The organism is Streptomyces sp. NPDC050564 (assembly GCF_044457265.1).
Taxonomy (GTDB): Bacteria; Actinomycetota; Actinomycetes; order Streptomycetales; family Streptomycetaceae; genus Streptomyces.
The window spans coordinates 258,059-280,414 of the sequence record NZ_JBITGS010000006.1 but is presented as its reverse complement, the minus strand read 5'-3'; the positions used below and the strand labels follow the sequence as shown (position 1 = coordinate 280,414).

Annotated in this window: 16 protein-coding genes and 4 pseudogenes; 11 read left to right on the top strand and 9 right to left on the bottom strand. The window is 68.7% G+C overall.

The window, feature by feature from the left end; genetic code table 11:
• The first annotated feature begins 419 nt into the window (after window positions 1–419).
• A complete protein-coding gene (locus tag ACIBK0_RS12435) occupies window positions 420–1,532 on the top strand; it encodes a catalase family protein (protein ID WP_399078530.1) in 1,113 nt (370 codons plus the stop codon).
• A 650-nt stretch (window positions 1,533–2,182) separates the two neighbouring features.
• On the opposite strand, the gene ACIBK0_RS12430 is transcribed toward ACIBK0_RS12435, so the two are convergent.
• From ACIBK0_RS12430 to ACIBK0_RS12415, 4 genes and pseudogenes are all read right to left on the bottom strand, one after another.
• Window positions 2,183–3,235, bottom strand: coding sequence for an alcohol dehydrogenase catalytic domain-containing protein (locus ACIBK0_RS12430; protein ID WP_399078528.1), 1,053 nt, complete (start codon window positions 3,233–3,235; stop codon window positions 2,183–2,185).
• Window positions 3,236–3,249: 14 nt separating this feature from the next.
• Window positions 3,250–3,408, bottom strand: coding sequence for a hypothetical protein (locus ACIBK0_RS12425; RefSeq protein ID WP_399078526.1), 159 nt, complete (start codon window positions 3,406–3,408; stop codon window positions 3,250–3,252).
• Between the two features lie 313 nt (window positions 3,409–3,721).
• Window positions 3,722–3,832: pseudogene (locus tag ACIBK0_RS12420) on the bottom strand (VOC family protein); the annotation flags it as partial.
• A gap of 30 nt (window positions 3,833–3,862) precedes the next feature.
• A complete protein-coding gene (locus tag ACIBK0_RS12415; protein ID WP_399078524.1) occupies window positions 3,863–4,375 on the bottom strand; it encodes a pyridoxamine 5'-phosphate oxidase family protein in 513 nt (170 codons plus the stop codon).
• Window positions 4,376–4,532: 157 nt separating this feature from the next.
• Between ACIBK0_RS12415 and ACIBK0_RS12410 the strand changes: the two genes are divergently transcribed.
• Complete coding sequence (locus ACIBK0_RS12410; protein ID WP_399078522.1) at window positions 4,533–7,529, top strand: bifunctional [glutamine synthetase] adenylyltransferase/[glutamine synthetase]-adenylyl-L-tyrosine phosphorylase; 2,997 nt, start codon at window positions 4,533–4,535, stop codon at window positions 7,527–7,529.
• A 265-nt stretch (window positions 7,530–7,794) separates the two neighbouring features.
• Here ACIBK0_RS12410 and tnpA read toward each other — a convergent pair whose 3' ends face one another.
• Window positions 7,795–8,160 carry an IS200/IS605 family transposase gene (tnpA, locus tag ACIBK0_RS12405; protein WP_399078520.1) on the bottom strand — a complete coding sequence of 122 codons (366 nt, stop codon included), beginning with the start codon at window positions 8,158–8,160 and terminating at the stop codon, window positions 7,795–7,797.
• A gap of 25 nt (window positions 8,161–8,185) precedes the next feature.
• Between tnpA and ACIBK0_RS12400 the strand changes: the two genes are divergently transcribed.
• The 3 genes and pseudogenes from ACIBK0_RS12400 (at window position 8,186) to ACIBK0_RS12390 (ending at window position 11,322) form a co-directional block, all read left to right on the top strand.
• Window positions 8,186–9,409 carry an RNA-guided endonuclease InsQ/TnpB family protein gene (locus ACIBK0_RS12400; protein ID WP_399078518.1) on the top strand — a complete coding sequence of 408 codons (1,224 nt, stop codon included), beginning with the start codon at window positions 8,186–8,188 and terminating at the stop codon, window positions 9,407–9,409.
• A gap of 60 nt (window positions 9,410–9,469) precedes the next feature.
• A pseudogene (locus tag ACIBK0_RS12395) lies at window positions 9,470–9,724 on the top strand (amino acid transporter); the annotation flags it as partial.
• A gap of 26 nt (window positions 9,725–9,750) precedes the next feature.
• A complete protein-coding gene (locus tag ACIBK0_RS12390; protein WP_399078516.1) occupies window positions 9,751–11,322 on the top strand; it encodes an amidohydrolase in 1,572 nt (523 codons plus the stop codon).
• Window positions 11,323–11,514: 192 nt separating this feature from the next.
• Here ACIBK0_RS12390 and ACIBK0_RS12385 read toward each other — a convergent pair whose 3' ends face one another.
• Window positions 11,515–12,375: a phosphatase PAP2 family protein gene (locus ACIBK0_RS12385; protein ID WP_399078514.1), complete on the bottom strand. Its 861-nt coding sequence runs from the start codon at window positions 12,373–12,375 to the stop codon at window positions 11,515–11,517.
• 110 nt (window positions 12,376–12,485) lie between these two features.
• Window positions 12,486–13,520 carry a LacI family DNA-binding transcriptional regulator gene (locus tag ACIBK0_RS12380; protein ID WP_399078512.1) on the bottom strand — a complete coding sequence of 345 codons (1,035 nt, stop codon included), beginning with the start codon at window positions 13,518–13,520 and terminating at the stop codon, window positions 12,486–12,488.
• A gap of 467 nt (window positions 13,521–13,987) precedes the next feature.
• On the opposite strand from ACIBK0_RS12380, the gene ACIBK0_RS12375 reads away from it, so the two are divergent.
• From ACIBK0_RS12375 to ACIBK0_RS12360, 4 genes are all read left to right on the top strand, one after another.
• Window positions 13,988–15,262, top strand: a complete 1,275-nt coding sequence (locus ACIBK0_RS12375) for an extracellular solute-binding protein (protein ID WP_399078510.1) — start codon at window positions 13,988–13,990, stop codon at window positions 15,260–15,262.
• A gap of 155 nt (window positions 15,263–15,417) precedes the next feature.
• Entirely contained in the window at window positions 15,418–16,422 is a 1,005-nt protein-coding gene (locus ACIBK0_RS12370) for a carbohydrate ABC transporter permease (protein ID WP_399078508.1), read from the top strand.
• A gap of 13 nt (window positions 16,423–16,435) precedes the next feature.
• A complete protein-coding gene (locus ACIBK0_RS12365; protein WP_399078506.1) occupies window positions 16,436–17,353 on the top strand; it encodes a sugar ABC transporter permease in 918 nt (305 codons plus the stop codon).
• A 227-nt stretch (window positions 17,354–17,580) separates the two neighbouring features.
• Window positions 17,581–19,314, top strand: coding sequence for a glycoside hydrolase family 13 protein (locus ACIBK0_RS12360; RefSeq protein WP_399078503.1), 1,734 nt, complete (start codon window positions 17,581–17,583; stop codon window positions 19,312–19,314).
• Window positions 19,315–19,406: 92 nt separating this feature from the next.
• On the opposite strand, the pseudogene ACIBK0_RS12355 reads toward ACIBK0_RS12360, so the two are convergent.
• Window positions 19,407–19,505, bottom strand: a pseudogene (locus ACIBK0_RS12355) (carbohydrate-binding module family 20 domain-containing protein); the annotation flags it as partial.
• A 15-nt stretch (window positions 19,506–19,520) separates the two neighbouring features.
• Here ACIBK0_RS12355 and ACIBK0_RS12350 point away from each other — a divergent pair.
• Window positions 19,521–20,357: pseudogene (locus tag ACIBK0_RS12350) on the top strand (RNA-guided endonuclease InsQ/TnpB family protein); the annotation flags it as partial.
• Here the strand turns inward: ACIBK0_RS12350 and ACIBK0_RS12345 are convergent.
• The gene (locus ACIBK0_RS12345; RefSeq protein ID WP_399078501.1) at window positions 20,259–20,660 is read right to left on the bottom strand and encodes a hypothetical protein; all 402 of its coding nucleotides are present in this window, start codon (window positions 20,658–20,660) and stop codon (window positions 20,259–20,261) included. The pseudogene ACIBK0_RS12350 and the gene ACIBK0_RS12345 overlap by 99 nt on opposite strands.
• Window positions 20,661–20,854: 194 nt before the next feature.
• On the opposite strand from ACIBK0_RS12345, the gene ACIBK0_RS12340 reads away from it, so the two are divergent.
• Entirely contained in the window at window positions 20,855–22,237 is a 1,383-nt protein-coding gene (locus ACIBK0_RS12340) for an alpha-amylase family protein (protein ID WP_399078499.1), read from the top strand.
• Window positions 22,238–22,356: the final 119 nt, after the last annotated feature.

The following is a 22,356-nucleotide window of genomic DNA, read 5'->3' as shown; positions in this document are numbered from 1 at the left end:
CTCTTGGTCAGGAAGCGGCCACCCGCATCAGGTCTGCGCCCCGGGCGAACGCCCGCGCACTCCCACACCTTGATCGGCTACACCACGACAAGGGACGCCATCCGGCCCTGACCTGGCCCCGTGTCCAGCGCGAGCGTTCCCGTGGTGGCGATGGCGAGGCCACGGTCGTCACCACCGCTGAAGCTCGGTCAAGTTCGGCGATGGTCAGGCAGGGTGGGCGTCCGTCGGCACCCGCTCGGGGTGCAAGGCCGGCCGCCCGGTCCGCCTTCGAGCATCGTATGCATCGACCCTGGGGTGCGGTGTGCCCCCGACGTGGTTGCACTCGCCAACGTGTGATTCACCACAGTCAGTTATGTTGTGCACAATTTAATTGCTGACTAGCGTCTGAAGTCGACACCCCAGCGCAGGGAGGCAACACCATGGATCCCGTCCGCTACGAGGATTACCGCCCCACCGAACGTCGGACTTACCGGGAGGAGTTGGATGCGGTGGTCGCACAGATGGCGCAGCGCACCCGCGCCTCGGTCGAGCGCGAGGTCGTCGGCCGCGCCGTCCGCACGGCCCACGGAAAGACCTACGGCCTTCTCGCGGCCACGGTCACGGTCGGTGACAACCGCGGCTTCTACGGTCAGGGCATCTTCGCCCGACCCACCGTGTACGACGCCGTCGTCCGCTACTCCAACGGCCTTGGTCACCAGCGCCCCGACCACCAGCTGGGCGCGGCGTGCGGGATGGGCATCAAGCTGTTCGGGGTCCCCGGCCCCTCACTGCTGGACGACGAACCGGACAGCGGTACTTTCGACCTCAACTTGATCAACAACGATGTCTTCTTCGCGAACACCGCCTACGACTACATGGTCATCGAGGACCTGTTCGCGGAGCTGCCGGAGGCCCTGGTGAACCCAGCCCGCCGCAAGACCTGGATGGCGGAGTTCCTGACCCGCCGGGGCACGCTCACCGATCCCGACAGCTGGCTGTGGGACGAACTGTTCGCCATGTTGTCGTTCACCACCGTCCCGCGCAGGAACCTGCTGTCGTACACCTACAACAGCATGGGCGCCTTCCGGTACGGCGACCACATCGCCAAGATCCGTACCGTGCCCACGACCGAGTCCGTGGCCTCCCTGACGCACGAGATCGTGGACGTGCGCGCGGACAACGAGGCGTTCCGCCACACACTCGTTGCCGAGGCCGCGGAACGGGACCACTCCTTCGAACTCCAGGTGCAGCTCAACACCGATCTGGCCCACATGCCGGTGGACAACACCTCCGTGAAGTGGCCCCAGGAACTGTCCCCGTGGGTGACCGTCGCCCATGTGGACCTCCCGCGCCAGGACATCGGCGGGGACGAGAACGTGGCGGCCGCCGACGCCACGTCGATCACACCGTGGCGCTCACGCGAGGAGCACCGGCCTGTCGGCGAGATCCAGCGGGTGCGGCAGGAGGTGTACCGGCGTTCGTCCATCGAACGGCACCGCATCAATGGACAGCAGCGGCGCGAACCGGTCGGCAGCGCGCAACTGCTCGGATGAGCCGGCTCAGCCGTGTCCCGCCGCCTGCGCCGACCGCACTCGGACTGCGGCAGGGCGACAAGCGACCCGGCAACGGATTCTCGACGCCGCTCACGTGCTCTTCCCGGAGCGTGACGACGTGTAGCGGTGGGCCGTCCCAAGTGGCGTGAACCGCCCGCACGGTGGGGCCCTGGGAGCGGCTGTGGGCGGCGTCGGCTCGGCTTGGTCGATGGCCTGCCCCCTTCAGGGGCGCGGCGGAGTCATGCCATCGCCGTCGCATGACCGCAGCTGCGCCGCCCGCACATGCCAGACGGACTACCGCAACCACGCCAGTCGTTCTGGGGGAATGCGCCCTGCCCCCTGCTCGGGAACTGCCATCTCGCCCAGCGGCGACCAGTCGTCCTGCGGAACGTTCGCGCTCATGATGCGGGGTGTTTCGACCGGATGGCGCCGGCAGCGTCTGCTGCACGGCCTTGAAGTGCGCCCAGCGCACGCTCGTAAGCGGGAAGGCCGCGGGTGCCCTGGAGCCGCTCGGTTTCGGCGGCGGAACCTGTTACCCCGGAACCGGCTACCCGAGGCCCTGCGGGGCGACGCGGCGGGATTCCCCGGGCCGCGCAAGAGGCGCAGGGCCTGCCGCGGGGGATCGGACGAGGCGGCCCTGCGCAGGAGGGTCAGCGCGTGGGGTCGAGAAGGATCTTGCGGACGCCGTCGGAGCGGCCTGCGAACAGTTCGTACGCCGCCGGGCCTTCGGAGAGGGCGAAGCGGTGGGAGACCACGACCTCTGGCTTGATCCGGCCGGCACGGGTGAGGGCGATCAGAGCAGGGAGTTCGTAATGCACGGAGCACAGCCCGATGGCGAACTCCAGTTCCTTGATCTGCGCAAGTCCCATATGGAAGGGGAAGGCCTTGCTCTGGCTGACCCCGATGACGCTGACCCGGCCGGCCTGCCGGACGGCCTTGAGGGCGAGTTCGATGGTGGCGTCCGAACCCACGGCCTCCACCACGGCGTCCGGCCCGCGTCCGTCGGTCATGTCCCGTATGGCCGTCCGCGCGTGCTCGCCCTCGACCGGCTCGACACCCAGGGTGGCGGCGAAGGCGCGGCGCTCCGCGACCAGGTCTGCGCCCAGCACCCGCGCGGCGCCCATCGCGAAGGCGGACTGGGCGGCCATGAGGCCGACCGGGCCGAGGCCGATGACCAGGACGGTCTCGCCGGGCTGGATGCGGGCTCGGCGGCAGCCGTACCAGGCCGTGGGGGCGTTGTCCGTCAGGACGACGGCGGCCTCGTCGGAGATGCCCTCGGGCAAGTGCACCAGATTGACGTCGGCGTATGGCACCGCCAGGGCCTGGGCCTGGCTGCCCGGGAGCTGCGGGCTCACCCCGTAGCAGAGGTCCGTGCTGGACGTGGCGCGCTCGCACCGGGCGGTGAACCCGGCCGCGCACGACCGGCACTCGTCACAGCCGACAGAGGCGGGCACCAGAACCCGGTCGCCGGGCCTGAAGCGGGTCACCTTGCCGCCGGTGTCGACAACTACGCCGACGCACTCGTGCCCCGGCGTGTAGCCCAGTTCCGAGCTGAACGGGTTGCCGCGGTAGATGTGCAGGTCGCTGCCGCAGATGCCGGCCGCTGTCACCTGCACCACCGCGTCGGTAGGGCTGGTGACGGCCGGGTCGGAGACATCCCCGTAGCGGATGTCGTGACGGCCGTGGTAGGTCAGTGCTTTCATCGGGTTTCTCCCCCTCAGCCCGGTCGGTCCGCGATCTTCAGCACCAGCTTGCCGTGGTTGTGACCACGGAACAGTCGCATCAGGATCGCCTCCTCGACGTGCTGCCAGTCGGTGGGCCGAGGCTCTCCCACGGGACGTGCGGCCAGGCGCACCTGGCCGTTGATTCTGCTCAACTCCGGCGGCTCCTTCGACGGTCGCGTTGGATCGGCGGCCGGCACGGTCGGCAGGCCGGCATCGGCGCGCACTGACGCTTCTCCAGAGCATACCGACCAGTCGGTACGAATGGTGAGCGTACGGGTGCCGTGCCGTCGGAGACAAGAGGGAGCCCGGCGCGACATGCGATTAATGCAATCTGGGCCGTGTCTGGGCCGTCGAAGGGCGGCCCAGGGTGACCAAGGACGACCGATGACGACTGCTCGGGCGCCTGTCAGCGCTGCGCGGACGCCGATCGCGCGAGGTCGCTCCGGGGCCGCGTCACTTCCTGCGCAACAAGTCACCGTCCAGGTCGACGTGGAAGCCGACCTTGTCCCGGTAGAACTCCTTCGCCCGGTCCACGTCGGAGACCGGCAGCAGGATCACTTCGAGGGTCATGTCCATGGGATGACTCCTTCGTCGCACGCGGGTGCCTCACTGGAACCGCCATCGGGTCTGGCTGAACGGCTCCCCCTTACCGAAGCCGAAAGCGGTCCGCGGCGCCACAGTGAAGACGAAGGAGGGCCCTTCCTGCCCCTGGAACGCGCCGTCGCGTACGTCGAAGTGCCACTCCGCGCCGTACTTCTCCTCCCACGCCTTGGCCAGCCCGTGCAGCCGCGCGTCGTCGGTCACGCGCACCGCCTCACCTTCGACGACCAGGTCGTAGCCCTCGGCCCAGGTGTTGGTTCCCGTGGTCAGCACGACATGCGGATTCCCGGCGAGATTGAGCGCCTTGCGCTCCCGCGCGCCGGTCGTGAAGTGCAGTGCCCCGTCCTGCCAGACGCCGAGCAGCGGCGTCACGTGCGGCCGTCCGTCCGGCCGCACCGTCGACAGCCAGTACAGCTCGGCCGCGGCCAGCCGGGCCAGGGCCTTCGGCCAGGGGGTCGCGGTCGCCCCGGGGCTGCCGTAGCGCGGGTCGAGATCCGTCTGCGGTTGGGTGCCGGACATGGTTCTCCTCCTCGATCGAGATGGTCCCGCCGTAGGGGAGACCGCGCACACCGGCGGAAGTCATCGCTCCGGGGTGTGGCCGCCCGCCCCGGCGCTTCTCTCAGGGACTGCGGTTACGCTCAAGTTCGTACGACCTTGATCCGACAGGAGGCCGAGGATGACGGCGCCGGGGCGCAGAAGCAGTACCTTTTCGCGGCTGCTGCGGCACGGTTTCACCGATCCCTCGGCCGCAGAGCGTCTCCTGGAGAGCGCCGAGCTGGAGCCCGTACGGTCCGATCCGGTGCTCCTGGAAGCGCTGGGCGCGACCGCCGATCCCGATCTGGCGCTGCACGGTCTTGTCCGGCTCGTCGAGGCGCAGGACGGGCACACGGCCCAGCGGGAACTGCTCGACACACTGATCGCGGCGAAGCCCCTGCGGGACCGGCTGCTGGGCGTTCTAGGGGCCTCCGCCGCGCTCGCCGACCATCTCGCCCGGCATCCGCGCGACTGGCACGCGCTCGTGACGTACGAGCCGCAGGACCTGCACCCCGGGGTGGCCGAGTTCGAGCGGGGGCTTGCCGAGGCGACCGATCCGGTCTCGCTGCGTGTCGCCTACCGGCGCTGCCTGCTGTCCATCGCCGCGCGCGACGTGTGCGGCACCACCGATCTCGCCCAGACCGCCGCCGAGCTCGCCGACCTCGCCACCGCGACCCTGCGCGCCGCACTCGCGATCGCCCGGACCGCCGGGCCCGACGACGCCGCGCTGTGCCGGCTCGCGGTCATCGCGATGGGCAAGTGCGGGGGCCACGAGCTCAATTACGTGTCCGACGTCGATGTGATCTTCGTGGGCGAGGCCGTCGACGGGGCCGATGAGCGCAAGGCCCTTCAGGCCGCGACCCGGCTGGCCTCTCACATGATGCGGATCTGCTCCGAGACGACCGTCGAGGGCAGCATCTGGCCGGTGGATGCCAACCTGCGCCCCGAGGGGCGCAATGGGCCACTGGTACGGACCCTCAGCAGTCATCTCGCCTACTACCAGCGGTGGGCCAAGACCTGGGAGTTCCAGGCGCTGCTCAAGGCCCGGCCCGTGGCCGGCGACATCGAGCTCGGCGAGGAGTACGTGGCCACGCTGGCGCCGCTGGTGTGGCATGCCGCCGAGCGCGACAACTTCGTCGCCGATGTGCAGAAGATGCGCCGGCGCGTTGTCGAGAACATCCCCGCCACCCAGATCGAGCGTGAGCTGAAGCTCGGGCCGGGCGGGCTGAGGGATGTCGAATTCGCCGTGCAACTGCTCCAGTTGGTGCACGGACGGGCCGATACGTCGCTGCGGAGCGGAACCACGCTGGACGCGCTGAAGGCGCTGGCCGCGGGGGGCTATGTGGGGCGCGCCGATGCCGTCCAGCTCGATGACGCGTATCGGTTCCTGCGGTCCATGGAGCACCGGATCCAGCTGTACCGGCTGAGGCGTACGCATCTTGTGCCGGAGGGCGAAGCCGATCTGCGGCGTATTGGCCGGTCGCTGGGGCTGCGGTCCGATCCTGTCGTCGAGCTGAACCGTGAGTGGAAGCGGCACGCGGCCGTGGTGCGGCGGCTGCACGAGAAGTTGTTCTACCGGCCGCTGCTTGATGCCGTGGCCCAACTCGCTCCCGGCGAGGCCCGGTTGAGTCCCGATGCGGCGCGGGAACGGCTCGTCGCGCTCGGGTACGCCGATCCGGCCGCGGCGCTGCGGCATCTGGAGGCCCTGGCGTCCGGTGTCACACGTAAGGCGGCGATTCAACGGACCTTGCTGCCGGTGTTGTTGGGGTGGTTCGCGGATTCCGCCGATCCCGATGCCGGGTTGCTGAATTTCCGGAAGGTGTCGGATGCGCTGGGCAAGACCCCTTGGTATCTGCGGCTGTTGAGGGATGAGGGCGCCGCGGCCGAGAACCTCGCGCGGGTGCTGTCGGCCGGGCGGCTCGCTCCTGACCTGCTGATGCGTGCGCCGGAAGCGGTGGCGCTGCTCGGGGACGGTGACGGGGCCGGGCTCGAACCGAGGTCCGGTGCCCACCTCGAGCAGGAGATCCTCGCGGCTGTGGGGCGCGCGGCCGGGGGTGAGCAGGCGGTCACCGCGGCGCGTGGGGTGCGGCGGCGGGAGCTGTTCCGTACGGCCGCGGCGGACATCGTCGCCTCTTACGGCACCGAGGAGACGCCCGCTGTCGCCGATCAGGGCGCGTTGGTGGACCGGGTGGGGGCTGCCGTCTCCGATCTGACGGCGGCGACGCTCGCGGGGACGCTGCGGGCTGTGGTGCGGGACGGGTGGGGGGAGACGCTGCCCACCCGGTTCGCCATCATCGGAATGGGGCGGTTCGGCGGGCACGAGCTCGGTTACGGGTCCGACGCGGATGTGCTGTTCGTGCATGAGCCCCGGGACGGGGTGGACGAGCAGGAGGCTTCGCGGGCGGCGAACGCCGTGGTGTCCGAGATGCGGCGGCTGCTGCAGGTTCCCAGTGCGGATCCGCCGCTGCTGATGGACGCGGATCTGCGGCCCGAGGGGAAGTCCGGCCCGCTCGTGCGGACGCTGAAGTCCTATGAGGCGTACTACCGGCGTTGGTCGTTGGTGTGGGAGTCGCAGGCTCTGCTGCGGGCCGAAGTCGTGGCGGGAGACGCCGATCTGGGGAGCCGGTTCATCGAGTTGGTCGATCCGTTGCGGTATCCGGCGGAGGGGCTCGGTGATGAGGCCGTCCGGGAGATTCGGCGGCTGAAGGCGCGGATGGAGTCCGAGCGGTTGCCGCGGGGGGCCGATCCCACGCTGCACGCCAAGCTCGGGCGCGGCGGGCTGTCCGACGTGGAGTGGACCGTGCAGTTGCTGCAGCTGCGGCACGGGTGGGTGGAGCCGGGGCTGCGGACCACTCGGACGCGGGCCGCGCTTGCCGCCGCCTGTGCCGCGGAGCTCCTGTCCGGCGAGGACGCGGCGATACTGGACGAGGCGTGGGTGCTGGCCACGCGGGTGCGGAACGCCGTGATGCTGGTGCGGGGGCGGGCGGGGGACACCTTCCCGTCCGGCGGGCGTGAACTTGCCGCGGTGGGACGGTACTTGGGGTATGGGCCGGGGCATGTCGGGGACATGCTCGATGACTACCGGCGTACGACGCGGCGGGCTCGGGCCCTTGTCGAGGAGCTGTTCTACGGGGCGTGAGCCCACCGGGGGCTGCGGTTCGGCCTGCGGTTCGGTGCGGCTCGTGGCCGTGCCGCCTCCCGCACCTCGACCCGTCGCGGTGCATCGGACGGTGCTGCTACACGGAGCCGTTTCCGGATCCGGACGTGAGCGATCTACCCGTACGGTCCCGACCGTGCGTTCGCGGGTGCGGGTGCTTCGGAGCCGGTGTGCGTGACATCGCCACTCCGGTGAGGACTCTCGCCATGCCCGCTATGACGCCCGATTTCGTGGTGCAGAGCGAGGATTACGTCACGGCCCAGGACTCACCTCGAGCCCCGCCGCCACGCTTGTTGGCCCGCCAGTAGTGCCGTACCAGGCCGGGAAACTCCTGGCGCAGACGGCGGGAGGAGACACCTTTGAGTGAGTTGACCAGCTTGGTGACGGTGACCTTGGGCTGGAAGTTCACCAGGAGGTGGACATGGTTGGTCTCGCCGTTGAACTCCACCAGCTCGCACTCGAAGTCCCCGCACACCGACCGCATGATCTCCTCCATGCGCGTCAGATGAGCATCCGTGAACACCTTGTGCCGGAACCTGATCACGAAGACCAAGTGCGCATGCATTAAGAAAACACAGCGCCGACCAGTTCTGATCTTCTGCATCTCACCCATAACCCAAGTATGTAGCGTGGCCGTCATGCAACTTCGGTACAGCTTCCGCCTGTACCCAAACACCGCCCAGCGCACCGCGCTGGCCCAGGCGTTCGGGTGTGCCCGCGTCGTGTTCAACGACGCGGTGCGCGCCCGTGAGGACGCCCGGAAGGCGGGCGCAGCGTTCCCGACGGCCGGTGAGCTGTCCAAGAAGCTGATCACCCGGGCCAAGCAGACCGTGGAGCGGTGCTGGCTGGGAGAAGTCTCCGCAGTGGTACTCCAGCAGGCTCTGCGTGACGCCGAGGCCGCCTACCGCAACTTCTTCGCCTCCCTCAATGGGGCCCGTAAGGGCACGCGGGTGGGTGCGCCCCGGTTCAAGTCCCGCAAGGACCACCGGCAGTCGATCCGGTTCACGGCCAATGCCCGCTGGTCGATCACCGGCAGCGGGCAGCTGAACCTGCCGAAGATCGGTGCGGTGAAGGTGAAGTGGTCCCGGACCCTGCCCACTCCTCCCTCCTCCGTCACCGTGATCAAAGACGCGGCCGGACGATACTTCGCGTCCTTCGTCATCGACACGGACCCGGACGCCGACGCCACCGCGATGCCCGACAGCGACCAGATGGTCGGCATCGACCTGGGCCTGACGCATTTCGCGGTCCTCTCGGACGGCCGCGTGATCGACTCCCCGCGGTTCCTGCGCCGCGCGGAGAAGAAGCTGAAGAAGGCCCAGCGGGACCTGTCCCGTAAGCAGAAGGGGTCGAAGAACCGCGAGAAAGCCCGCTTGAAGGTCGCCCGTGCCCACGCACAAGTGACCGATGCGCGCCACGAGTTCCACCACCAGCTCTCCACGAAGCTGATCCGCGAGAACCAAGCGATCGCTGTGGAGGACCTGGCGGTCAGGGCACTGACGCGCACCAGGCTGGCCAAGAGCGTGCATGACGCGGGCTGGGCACAGTTTGTGGCCATGCTGGAGTACAAGGCGGTCAGGTACGGGCGCACCCTGGTGAAGATCGGCAGGTTCGAGCCGACCTCCCAGACCTGCTCGGCCTGCGGCGTCAAGGACGGCCCCAAACCTCTCCACATCAGGGAGTGGACCTGCCCCGCGTGCGGCACGGTCCATGACCGGGACCACAATGCCGCGAAAAACGTGAAAACGGCCGCCGGACTGGCGGTTGCAGCCTGTCGAGCGCAGGTAAGACCAGGACTCGTCCTGGCACAGCGCGACGAAGCAGGAAGCCACGGATTCTCCCCCGAACCCCGTGCCGCGTAGCGGCACAGCAACGGACGAGAAGGCCACAATCCTCGGGCTTCAGCCCGAGGAGCAAGTCAATTCCGCCGGGTACGGCACGAGGAGGGTGTGCTGCGCACGCTCGTCGCGCCCGTCGTCGCGACCGTGCTGCTCGCGACGGCCATAGCGCTGGTGGTCACCCATATCGACCTGTTCACCGGCGCGTCCACCACGGTGAACACGGTCCTGATCGCCCTGTCGCCCGCCGTCTTCGTCGCGGGCCTGGCCCTCGCCTGGTGGCTGCGCCGCGAACGACCGCAGGTGTACGCGGAGTTCGCCGACGAGCCCGCCGAATAACCGTTCACCACAAGGGAGTCACCCGCATGCCCACCGCCGAGCTGATCCTCACCGGCGCCAAGATACGCACCCTCGACCCCGCCAGGCCGTACGCCACCGCCGTCGCCGTACGCGACGGACTGATCGCCGCCGTCGGCGACGAGAGCGACGTACGGGACTGGCGGGGGCCGGGAACGGAGGTCGTCCCGCTGGAGGGGGCGCACCTCGTGCCCGGGCTCGTGGACGCGCACAGCCACCCCGTGTGGGGGCTGGACATGGCCACCGGCGTCGATCTGTCCGCCGTGACGGACCTGGACGGGCTGCGGCGCGCGCTCGGCGCCGCGCCCCGTATCGACGGGTGGGTCATCGGGTTCGGGCTCGATCACAACGTCTTCGGCGGGCGGCCCGTGCACCGGGCCCTCGTCGAGGATGTACTCGGCGGCGCGCCCGCCTTTCTGCGGCTGTACGACGGTCACTCGGCCCTGGTGACCGAGGCGGCCCTCAAGGCCGCCGGGGTCCAGGGGCCGCGGGCCTTCGTCCAGCGCTCGGAGGTCGTCTGCGACGGCGACGGGCGGCCTACCGGGCACCTCGTCGAACACGCCGCGATGGAGCTGGTCGCCGAGGTCATGCCCCGGCCCTCGTACGCGGAGCGGCGGGCCCGGCTCGTCGAGCTGCTCTCCGCGATGGCCGCGACCGGGCTGACCGGGGCGCATGCGATGGACCTGGGGGATCCGGAGCTGGTCGGCGCCGTCGCCGAGGAGACCGCCCTGCCGGTGCGGCTGCGGTTCGCGCCCTGGTGCATGCCGGGAGCCGACGAGGACGCGCTGGGCGAGCTCGTGGCGCTCCAGGGGCGTGGCGGACGGCACTGGAGCATCGGCGGGGTCAAGTTCTTCATGGACGGGACGGTGGAGGGCGGTACGGCCTGGCTGGAGCATGCCGACTGTCACGGGCAGGGCACGGCGGCGTTCTGGCCCGACCCCGCCGCGTACACCGCCGCCGTACGGCAGCTGCACGCGGCCGGGGTCCGGACGGCCACGCATGCGATCGGGGACGCGGCCGTACGGCACGTTCTCGACACCGTCGAGGGGCTGGGGGCCTCAGGGCGGTTCGCGCACCGGATCGAGCACGTTGAGACCGCCCCGGACGGCACGCTTTCGCGCTTCGCGCGACTCGGCGTCATCGCGTCGATGCAGCCGCCGCACACCGCGTACACGCGGGGCGACCACGGCGACGAGTGGTCACGGCGGCTCGGCCCCGAGCGGGCCGGCCGGGCCTGGCGAACCCGGGACCTGCGGGAGGCCGGTGCGGTGGTCGCTCTGGGCTCCGACTGGCCGATCGCCCACTACGACGTGCGCGGTGTGCTGGCGACGGCACGGGAACCGTTGGGCGCCGCCTCCGCGCGCGGCGGTCTCACGGGGCTCCAGGCGCTGGAGGGCTGCTCGACGCATGCGGCCGTCGCCGCCGGCGAGGCAGATCGGACGGGGCGTATCGCGCCCGGGTACCGGGCGGACCTCTCGGCCTTCGGCCTGGATCCGGTGGAGGCGCCGGCGGACGAGGTGGCGCAGGCCCCGGTACGTCTCACCGTGACCGGTGGATTCGTCGCCCATCGCGGGGACTGAGCTCGCCCGGCACCACGGAACACCGCCGTCGTGGCCGAGCGACGTCGCGGCGGACAGAGGGGGCCGCACCTGACGGTGCGGCCCCTCCACAAGTCCGGCGAAGCAACTGTCCCCGCGCACGAATCCGCGGCGCGGCGCCGCTCAGCCACCACGGGGGTGTCCGGCGGCACCGAACGGGCCGAAGCCCCCTGCTCAGGCCTTCACCGGCAGCAGTGGCGCTCCCCGTGTCCCCGGCATCCGGCGCGGCAGCGCGTACGGCAGGGAGCCGAACCAGAGCCGCGCCACCAGGAAGCCGAAGGTCAGGCACAGCATGCCGCCCACCGCGTCGAGCCAGAAGTGGTTGGCGGTGGCGACGATCACGATCAGGGTGGTCGTCGGGTAGAGGATGCCCAGAATCCGGGCCCACGGTGCCGACGCCAGCGCGAAGATCGTCAGGCCGCACCACAGGGACCAGCCGATGTGCATCGAGGGCATCGCGGCGTACTGGTTCGACATGTGCTTCAGGTCGCCGGAAGCCATGGAGCCCCAGGTCTGGTGGACGAGGACCGTGTCGACGAAGTGGCCGCCGTTCATCAGGCGGGGCGGTGCCAGGGGAAAGAAGTAGTAGCCGACCAGGGCGACCGCCGTGGTGGCGAACAGGGCGAGCCGCGTGGCCGCGTAGCGGCCGGGGTGGCTTCGGTACAGCCACACCAGGACGGCCAGCGTCACCACGAAGTGCAGCGTCGCGTAGTAGTAGTTCATCCCGATGATCAGCCATGTCAACGAATTGACGGCGTGGTTGACCGACTGCTCGACGGAGATCCCGAGATGGTGCTCCGTCTGCCAGATCCAGTCCGCGTTGCGCAGCGCCTCGTGCTTCTGCTCCGGCACGGCGTTGCGAATCAGCGAATACGTCCAATAACTCACCGCGATGAGCAGGATCTCGAACCAGAAGCGGGGGCGACGCGGGGCCCGCAAGCGACGCAGGTAGTCCTTCCCCGCCTTCTCCTCCGCGACGGGCTGTGGAGCGGCCTGCTCCTGGCCTTCCAGTGTCGTCACGGTCGTCTCACCCATAGGCACAGAGTCTGCCAGAAAAGCGTTCCCCGACAGATCATCCCTTGGTTGGGTCCTCGTCGCATTTTCTACACCGGGAGGAGTCCGATGAGTGCCGTACTTACTCCTCCTCAGGGACGATTCCGGTCCCCAGGGGCAGAAGCGGTCGAACCACGCACCACAAGCTCCGGCATGAACACGAATTCACTGTGGGGTGCCGGGGTCCCGCCGATCTCCTCCAGCAACGTACGCACCGCCGCCTGTCCCATCGCCGGGACCGGCTTGCGGACGGTCGTGAGCGGCGGGTCGGTGAAGGCGATGAGCGGGGAATCGTCGAAGCCGACCACCGAGATGTCCTTCGGGACCTCCAGGCCGCGCTGGCGCGCCGCCCTTATCGCGCCGAGGGCCATCATGTCGCTGGCGCAGACGACCGCCGTGCAGCCACGGTCCATGAGGGCGGTCGCCGCAGCCTGACCGCCCTCCAGCGTGTACAGCGAGTGCTGGACCAGTCGCTCCTCGATGTCGTCGGGGCTCAGGCCCAACTGTTCCTGCATCGTGCGCACAAAGCCCTCGATCTTGCGCTGCACGGGCACGAACCGCTTGGGACCCAGGGCGAGTCCGATGTTCGTGTGCCCGAGCGAGACGAGGTGGGTGACCGCGAGGGCCATCGCCGCGCGGTCGTCCGGAGAGATGAAGGGAGCCTGCACCTTGGGCGAGAAGCCGTCGACGAGGACGAACGGGACGCCCTGTGCGCGCAACTGCTCGTAGCGCTGCATGTCCGCCGAGGTGTCGGCGTGCAGGCCGGAGACGAAGATGATCCCGGCGACCCCCCGGTCCACCAGCATCTCCGTCAGCTCGTCCTCGGTGGAGCCGCCCGGCGTCTGGGTCGCCAGGACCGGCGTATAGCCCTGCCGGGTCAGCGCCTGCCCGATCACCTGCGCGAGGGCAGGGAATATCGGGTTCTCCAGCTCCGGGGTTATCAGGCCCACCAGGCCCTCGCTGCGCTGTCGCAGACGTACGGGGCGCTCGTAGCCCAGTACGTCGAGCGCGGCCAGGACGGACTGGCGGGTGGTCGCGGCGACGCCCGGCTTCCCGTTCAGGACGCGGCTGACAGTCGCCTCGCTGACCCCCGCCTGGGCTGCGATGTCGGCAAGCCGTGTGGTCACAGGATTGGACTGTACCGGCCGGCCCTCGCCCTGCCCACCAACCAGACGCCGTGTGCGGACGGTTGATCGGCCCGTTCCGGGCTGCTGCGTCATCGCGCTCCCTCGTGTTCTGGTCGGCTCGGCGTCCCGTGCGTGCGCCGCGGGAAAGGGTGGCTCCTGCAAGCGCTGACGGGGGTGATGATCCCCGTACCCGTCGGCTGTGGCAAGAGCTTGCAGAGTCTTGCACAGGCGCCCACATGTCTGCTGAGCGGGCTTTTACCTGGGTCTCGCAGCCCAGAGCGAGAGGTCACGGGCGGGTAACTCTCGGCAGTCCTTGCACTTTTTTGCTGCAAGGTCTTTCGCCGCGCTTTCAACGCTGTTACGTTCACGTCGCCCGGCGGACGCAACGGCGCAGTCGGCAAGTCGGCAAGGGGAGCGGGCGGGACCGCTGCCCCCACCACTCGGGCTTTCACCCTCAAGGAGATCTCATGCGGCGTGGCATAGCGGCCACCGCGCTGGTGGCGTCCCTCGCCCTCGCGGCGACGGCCTGCGGCGGCAGCGACAGCGGCAGCGACAAGTCGGACGGCCCCCTCACCATCACCTGGTGGGATACCTCCAACGCCACCAATGAGGCGCCGACGTACAAGGCCCTGGCCAAGGAGTTCGAGAAGGCGAACCCGAACATCAAGGTCAAGTACGTCAACGTGCCCTTCGACCAGGCGCAGAACAAGTTCGACACGGCCGCCGGCTCCAAGGGTGCCCCGGACGTCCTGCGTTCCGAGGTCGGCTGGACCCCGGCCTTCGCGAAGAAGGGCTACTTCCTGCCGCTCGACGGCACCGCGGCTCTCGCGGACCAGGCGAAGTTCCAGCCCAACCTGATCGAGCAGGCCAAGTTCGACGGCAAGACGTACGGTGTGCCGTTCGTCACCGACACCCTCGCGCTCGTCTACAACAAGGCGCTGTACAAGAAGGCCGGCATCACCGAGGCCCCGAAGACCTGGGCCGACCTGAAGACCGCCGCCGCGACGATCAAGAAGAAGACGGGCGTCGACGGCTACTGGGGTTCGACCCAGGCCTACTACGCGCAGTCCTTCCTCTACGGCGAGGGCACCAACACGGTCGACGCCGACGCCAAGAAGATCACGGTGAACTCGCCCGAGGCCAAGAAGGCGTTCGGCACCTGGCAGGGTCTGTTCTCCGGCAAGGGCCTGCACAAGGCGGACACCACCGCCGACGCGTACGCCCACATCCAGGACGCCTTCGTCAACGGCAAGGTCGCTTCGATCATCCAGGGCCCGTGGGAGATCACCAACTTCTACAAGGGCTCGGCCTTCGCGGACAAGGCGAACCTCGGTATCGCCACCGTCCCGGCCGGCTCCACCGGCAAGGCGGGCGCCCCGACCGGCGGCCACAACCTCTCCGTGTACGCGGGTTCGGACAAGGCCCACCAAGAGGCCTCGCTGAAGTTCGTGAAGTTCATGACCTCCGCGAAGTCGCAGTCGACGATCGCCCTCAAGAACTCCACGCTGCCGACGCGTGACGACGCCTACACCGCCGAGGTCAAGGCCGACCCGGGCATCGCCGGCTACCAGAGCGTCCTCCCCGCCGCCCAGCCGCGCCCGGCGCTTCCCGAGTACGGCTCCCTGTGGGGCCCGCTCGACACCGAGCTGCCGAAGATCGCGGGTGGCAAGGAGTCCCTGGACAAGGGCCTGAGCAACGCGGAACTCGCGATCGCCAAGCTGGTCCCGGACTTCAGTAAGTGACCCCGCATGGCCGTCGGATCCTCCCCCACTCTCGACTTCGCTCGAGCGGGGGGACCCCCAGACATCTGGGGGGACGGATCCGGCGGCCATCGGCCTGTGCCAGCACCGACCCAGCCACTCCGTAGTGCCGTAGATCTTCCAGAAGGTGTCGAACCATGACAGTCGCCATCGATCGAGCGACCGGCAAGCGTCGTGACGACCGAGGACCCCGCCCCGGTCGGCTGCAGCGTCTGAAGCACTCGTACCAGAAGTACTGGTACGCGTACGCGATGATCGCTCCGGTCGTCGTCGTACTCGGCGGGTTGGTGCTCTATCCGCTGGTGCGGGGCTTCTACCTGACGTTCACGGACGCCAACAGCCTCAACTCGGCCCGCACGATCGGCGTCAACCACATCGACGCCACCTACAAGTTCATCGGCCTCGACAACTACAAAGACATTCTGTGGGGCCCCACCTCGTACGACCGCTTCTGGTCGCACTTCATCTGGACGATCGTGTGGACGGCGCTCTGCGTCGCCCTGCACTACTGCATCGGCCTCGGTCTCGCGCTGCTGCTCAACCAGAAGCTGCGCGGCCGGACCTTCTACCGGCTGATCCTGGTGCTGCCGTGGGCCGTGCCCACCTTCGTCACCGTCTTCGGTTGGCGCTTCATGCTCGCCGACGGCGGCATCATCAACTCCATGCTCGACGCGGTGCATCTGCCCTCGCCGCTGTGGCTCGAGGACACCTTCTGGCAGCGGTTCACCGCGATCATGGTCAACACCTGGTGCGGTGTGCCGTTCATGATGGTCTCGCTGCTCGGCGGACTGCAGTCCATCGACGCCACGCTGTACGAGGCCGCCGAGATGGACGGCGCGAGTCCCTGGCAGCAGTTCCGGTACGTCACCTTGCCGGGTCTGCGGTCCGTCAGCTCCACCGTCGTCCTCCTCGGCATCATCTGGACGTTCAACCAGTTCGCCGTCATCTTCCTGCTGTTCGGCAACACCGCCCCGGACGCGCAGATCCTCGTCACCTGGGCCTACTACCTGGGCTTCGGTCAACAGCCGCGTGACTTCGCGCAGTCGGCGGCCTACGGCATCCTGCTGCTGGCCATCCTGATCGTCTTCACCTCCTTCTACCGCCGCTGGCTGAACCGCAATGACCAGCAGCTCGCGATCTGAGGCAGGAGCCCCCATGAGCACCGCAACCCCCGAGATCAAGGCCGACAGCCCGGTGACCCCGCAGGCCCTCGCCTCCCTGTCGCGCGGCCCGGTCCGCCGCCGCGGCCGACGCAGCCTCCCCAGCTCCCTCGCCTCCCACGGCATCCTGATCGTCGCGAGCCTGATCGCGCTCTTCCCGATCGCCTGGCTGGTCTTCCTGTCCCTCGGCCCGGACAAGGACGACTACCTGCACCCCGGGCGCATCTTCGGCAAGATGACGTTCGACAACTACTCGTTCGTGCTGCAGCACACGAACTTCTTCGAGTGGATGAAGAGTTCGCTCATCGTCTCGCTCGGCACTACGGTCGTCGGCGTGATGGTCGCCGCCACCACCGGCTACGCGGTCTCCCGCATGCGCTTCCCGGGATACAAGAAGTTCATGTGGGTGCTCCTGGTCACCCAGATGTTCCCGATCGCCGTGCTCATCGTGCCGATGTACCAGATCCTCTCGGACCTGCAGCTCATCGACACCTACCTCGGTCTCATCCTCGTCTACTGCTCGACCGCGGTGCCGTACAGCGCCTGGCTGCTCAAGGGCTACTTCGACACCATCCCGTTCGAGATCGACGAGGCGGGACGCGTCGACGGGCTGAGCCCCTTCGGCACGTTCTTCCGGCTGATCCTGCCGCTCGCCAAGCCGGGCCTGGCGGTCGCCGCCTTCTACAACTTCATCACCGCCTTCGGTGAGGTCGCCTTCGCCTCCACGTTCATGCTGGACGACTCGAAGTACACCTTCGCCGTCGGTCTGCAGAGCTTCGTCAGCGAGCACGACGCACAGCGCAACCTCATGGCCGCCACGGCGGTGCTGGTCGCGATACCCGTCTCCGCGTTCTTCTACCTGGTGCAGAAGAACCTGGTGACCGGCCTGACCGCCGGCGGAACGAAGGGCTGATCCGCCCAGGATCCCCTTCATATGCCGAAGGCTCCCGCGCGCTCGACGTGCGCGGGTGGCGGCCGCGGTGCCCATCCGACCCCGCCGGCATCGCGGCCGCCTCATCCCCCCGCCCCCAGACGCAGCTATGACCCGAATTCCTCCCCCACTCCCGGCTTCTCCCTCCAGTGCCTCAAGGGCCTGGGGGGGACCCCCGGAGCGGGGGACCCCATCGCATCAAGGACGCCATGAGCCAGCACTCCGCCGACCAGGCCCCGAACTCCGCTCTCGCCACCGTCGCCGGCCACCGCGACTGGTGGCGCGACGCGGTGATCTACCAGGTCTATCCGCGCAGCTTCGCCGACAGCAACGGCGACGGCATGGGCGACCTGGAGGGCGTACGTTCCCGACTCCCGTATCTGCGCGACCTCGGCGTGGACGCCGTGTGGCTCAGCCCCTTCTACGCCTCGCCGCAGGCCGACGCCGGCTACGACGTGGCGGACTACCGGGCCGTCGATCCCATGTTCGGCAACCTCATGGACGCCGACGCCCTCATCCGCGACGCCCATGAACTGGGTCTGCGGATCATCGTCGACCTGGTCCCCAACCACTCCTCCGACCAGCACGAGTGGTTCAAGCGGGCGCTGCGTGAAGGCCCTGGTTCGCCGGTGCGGGAGCGCTACCACTTCCGGCCCGGCAAGGGGGCGAACGGCGAACTGCCGCCCAACGACTGGGAGTCCATTTTCGGTGGCCCGGCCTGGACGCGCGTGACCGAGCCGGACGGCACCCCCGGTGAGTGGTACCTGCACCTCTTCGCGCCCGAGCAGCCCGACTTCAACTGGGACCACCCGGCCGTCGGCGACGAGTTCCGCTCGATCCTGCGATTCTGGCTCGACATGGGCGTCGACGGTTTCCGTATCGACGTCGCCCATGGCCTGGTGAAGGCGGACGGGCTGCCGGACCTGGGCGACCACGACCAGCTGAAGCTGCTGGGCAACGATGTCATGCCCTTCTTCGACCAGGACGGCGTGCACGCCATCTACCGGCAGTGGCGCACGATCCTCGACGAGTACGCGGGAATGGAAAAAGGGCCCGAAGGGCCTTCCTTGGAAGGGCGGTGGTGGGAGACGGGTGGGCGGATCTTCGTCGCGGAGGCGTGGACGCCGACCATCGAGCGCACCGCCAACTACGTGCGCCCCGACGAGCTGCACCAGGCCTTCAACTTCCAGTACCTGGGCACCCATTGGGACGCGGCCGAGCTGCGCTCCGTCATCGACCGCACCCTCGACGCCATGCGGCCGGTGGGCGCCCCCTCCACCTGGGTGCTGTCCAACCACGACGTGACCCGGCACGCCACGCGCTTCGCCAACGAGGCCGGGCTCGGCACCCAGATCCGCACCGCGGGCGACCGGGAGCTGGGCCTGCGCCGGGCCCGGGCGGCGACCCTGTTGATGCTGGCGCTGCCCGGCTCCGCCTACCTCTACCAGGGCGAGGAGCTCGGCCTGCCGGACGTCGTGGACCTGCCGGACGAGGTGCGTCAGGACCCGGCCTACTTCCGGGGCGCCGGCCAGGACGGGTTCCGTGACGGCTGCCGGGTGCCGATCCCGTGGACCCGTACCGGCTCCTCGTACGGCTTCGGCAGTGGTGGCAGCTGGCTGCCGCAGCCCGCCGAGTGGGCCGAGCTGAGCGTCGAGGCGCAGACGGGGACCGAGGGCTCGACCCTGGAGCTGTACCGCAGTGCGCTCGCCGTCCGGCGCGCCGAGGCCGACCTCGGCGCGGGCGACTCGGTCACCTGGCTGAAGGCGCCCGAGGGTGTACTCGCCTTCCGCCGTGGGGAGTTCGTCTGCATCGCGAACACCGGGGGCGAGGCGGTGGCCGTCCCGGCGTACGGCCGCGTGCTCCTCGCCAGCGGTGAGGTGACCCTGTCGCAGGACGGTGAGGCGAAGCTGCCCGCGGACACGACCGTGTGGTGGGCGGCCTGACGCATGAGTGAGCGGTGCTCCGGTCTCCAGGGGATCGGAGCACCGCCGGTGCGTTCCTTCCAGGTGTCACTCACGCTGTAGCCGACACCCGAACCGGTGCTGTAGGAGCGGTTGTCGCCCGACTCCCAGGTCACATGGCCGGACGAATCCTTCTTGATGTACTTGTAGGTGAACGACGTCGACTTGGGCACGATCACGAGCCTGCGGTGGCGGGACGCATCAAGGACGTGGCGTTCACCGCGAGCCCAGGGCAGCTGGCCACCCTGGCGCTGTTCCGCAGGGGCGAGTCCGATCTGCTGTGCCGGGACGGCATGTGGTTCCTGTTGGCCACCTGCGAGGTGCCCGAAGCCGAACCGAACACCGACCCGGTGGACTTCGTCGGCATCGACCTCGGCATCGTGAACATCGCCACCACCTCGGACGGCGAGATCATGGCAGGGCGCGAGCTCAACCGCATCCGGGTCCGGGAGCGAGGCCTGCGGGCCAAGTTGCAGCGCAAGAACACCCCGTCCGCAAAGCGTCGGCTGAAGAAGCGCCGGCGCAAGGAGGCGCGGCGGGCGAAGGACATCAACCACAAGATCGCGAAGCATGTGGTGGCCGAGGCAGAACGCACCGGTCGCGGAATCGCCTTGGAAAACTTGGGCGGTCTCCGCGAACGGGTACGGCTTCGCAAGCCCCAACGGGCCACCCACTCCAGCTGGTCGTTCGCCCAGCTGGGGCAGTTCATCGCGTGCAAGGCCCGCCGTTCGGGAGTGCCTGTGATGCACGTCGATCCGGCGTACACCTCGCGCACCTGCGCCGAGTGCGGGCACGTAGACAAGGCGAACCGGGTCAGTCAGGCCTGGTTCGCGTGCCGGTCCTGCGGATTCGTTGATCACGCAGATCGGAACGGCTCCCGCAACATCCGCGCCCGGGCGTGGGAGTTGTGGCGACGCGGGGCGCCGTCAACGGCCCCAGCTCCACCCTCGAAACAGCAGGGTCGGGCTGGACGCAAGCGCAGCATCACCGCCAGTGATGCCCGCTGTGCAAGCCCGGCGCTCTAGCGCCGAGTGGTTGATGTTGTAGGAGTACGGCTGGTAGACGTCTCGCCAGTAGTAGTTCGTCTGCTTCAGCGACTCGGCGGGCGGGGCCACCTGGACCGCTCCGTACCCGGCCGGGTCGAGGACGTTCGTGCACTCGGAGGCGACCGACTTCCAGTTCCACTCCCACAGGTTGGCGATCACATCGCCGTTGGGGACACCGGTGTCGGCCGCGGCGGCCTGCTGAGCGGGCAGCGCGGCCAGGCCGCCGACCGCCAGCGCCGCGGTCACCAGCAGTCGGGTGACTCTTCGTCGTCGTATGGCCATCGTGGTGCGGCTCCTCTCCAGGATCGGTCAACTCGGGCCCGATGTACGAGGGTTGACACGTGTGGAGCCTGGGACCGCTGAAGAGGCCACGTCAATACGGAAGTTGAAAGTTCTTTCGACATCTTGCTGAAACTTGGTTGCAAGAGATACTTTCCGATCCCCCCACCCGCACGACGAAGTGCAGGAGCACACACATGGCAAGGAAAACGCTTGCCGCCTCGTTCGCCCTCGCGGCGGGCCTGGCGGCCTCGGTGGCCGTTCCCTCCGGTACGGCGGCGGCCTCCCCGCCCGGTACCAAGGACGTCACCGCCGTCCTGTTCGAGTGGAAGTTCGACTCGGTCGCCAAGGAATGCACCAACACGCTGGGCCCGGCCGGTTACGGCTATGTCCAGGTCTCCCCGCCCGCGGAGCACATACAGGGCTCACAGTGGTGGACCTCGTACCAGCCCGTGAGCTACAAGATCGCCGGCCGGCTCGGTGACGCCACCGCGTTCCAGAACATGGTGAGCGCATGCCACGCGGCGGGCGTGAAGGTCGTGGCGGACACGGTGATCAACCACATGTCGGCCGGTTCCGGTACCGGCACGGGCGGCTCGTCGTACACGAAGTACAACTACCCGGGCCTGTACTCCTCGTACGACATGGACGACTGCACCGCCACCATCAGCGACTACACCAACCGCACCAACGTCCAGAACTGCGAACTCGTCGGGCTCGCCGATCTGGACACCGGTGAGGAGTACGTCCGCAAGACCATCGCCGGCTACATGAACACCCTGCTCGGCTACGGCGTCGACGGCTTCCGCATCGACGCGGCCAAGCACATCCCCGCGACCGACCTCGCCAACATCAAGTCCCGGCTGAGCAACCCGTCCGTGTACTGGAAGCAGGAGGTCATCTACGGCTCGGGCGAGGCCGTCCAGCCGACCGAGTACACGGGCAACGGCGACGTGCAGGAGTTCCGGTACGCCTATGACCTCAAGCGGGTCTTCAACAACGAGAATCTCGCCTATCTGAAGAACTACGGCGAGGGCTGGGGGTACATGAGCAGCTCGGTCGCGAGCGTCTTCGTCGACAACCACGACACCGAGCGCAACGGCTCGACGCTCAACTACAAGGACGGTGCGAACTACACCCTCGCGAACGTCTTCATGCTCGCGTACCCCTACGGTGCGCCCGACATCAACTCCGGCTACGAGTGGTCCGACGCGGACGCGGGACCGCCCAACGGCGGCACGGTCAACGCCTGCTGGCAGGACGGCTGGAAGTGCCAGCACGCCTGGCCGGAGATCAAGTCGATGGTCGCCTTCCGCAACACCACCCGCGGCCAGTCCCTCACCGACTGGTGGGACAACGGCGCCGACGCCATCGCCTTCGGCCGCGGCAGCAAGGGCTTCGTGGCCATCAACCACGAGTCCTCCGCGCTGACCCGGACGTACACCACCTCGCTCGCCGCGGGCACGTACTGCAACGTCCAGAACAACACCAGCATCACGGTCAACAGCTCCGGCCAGTTCACGGCGACGCTGGGTTCCAACACCGCGCTGGCGATCTACTCCGGCAAGACCAGCTGCTGAAACATCTTGCTGCGCATTGCAAGACTCTTGCTGTAAACCTTGCGTGAGCGATACGGTCACGCGGGCGTTCGGCATCGTGGCCGAAACGCAGCGCGGGGTCGGACCCGAATACGCCGTAA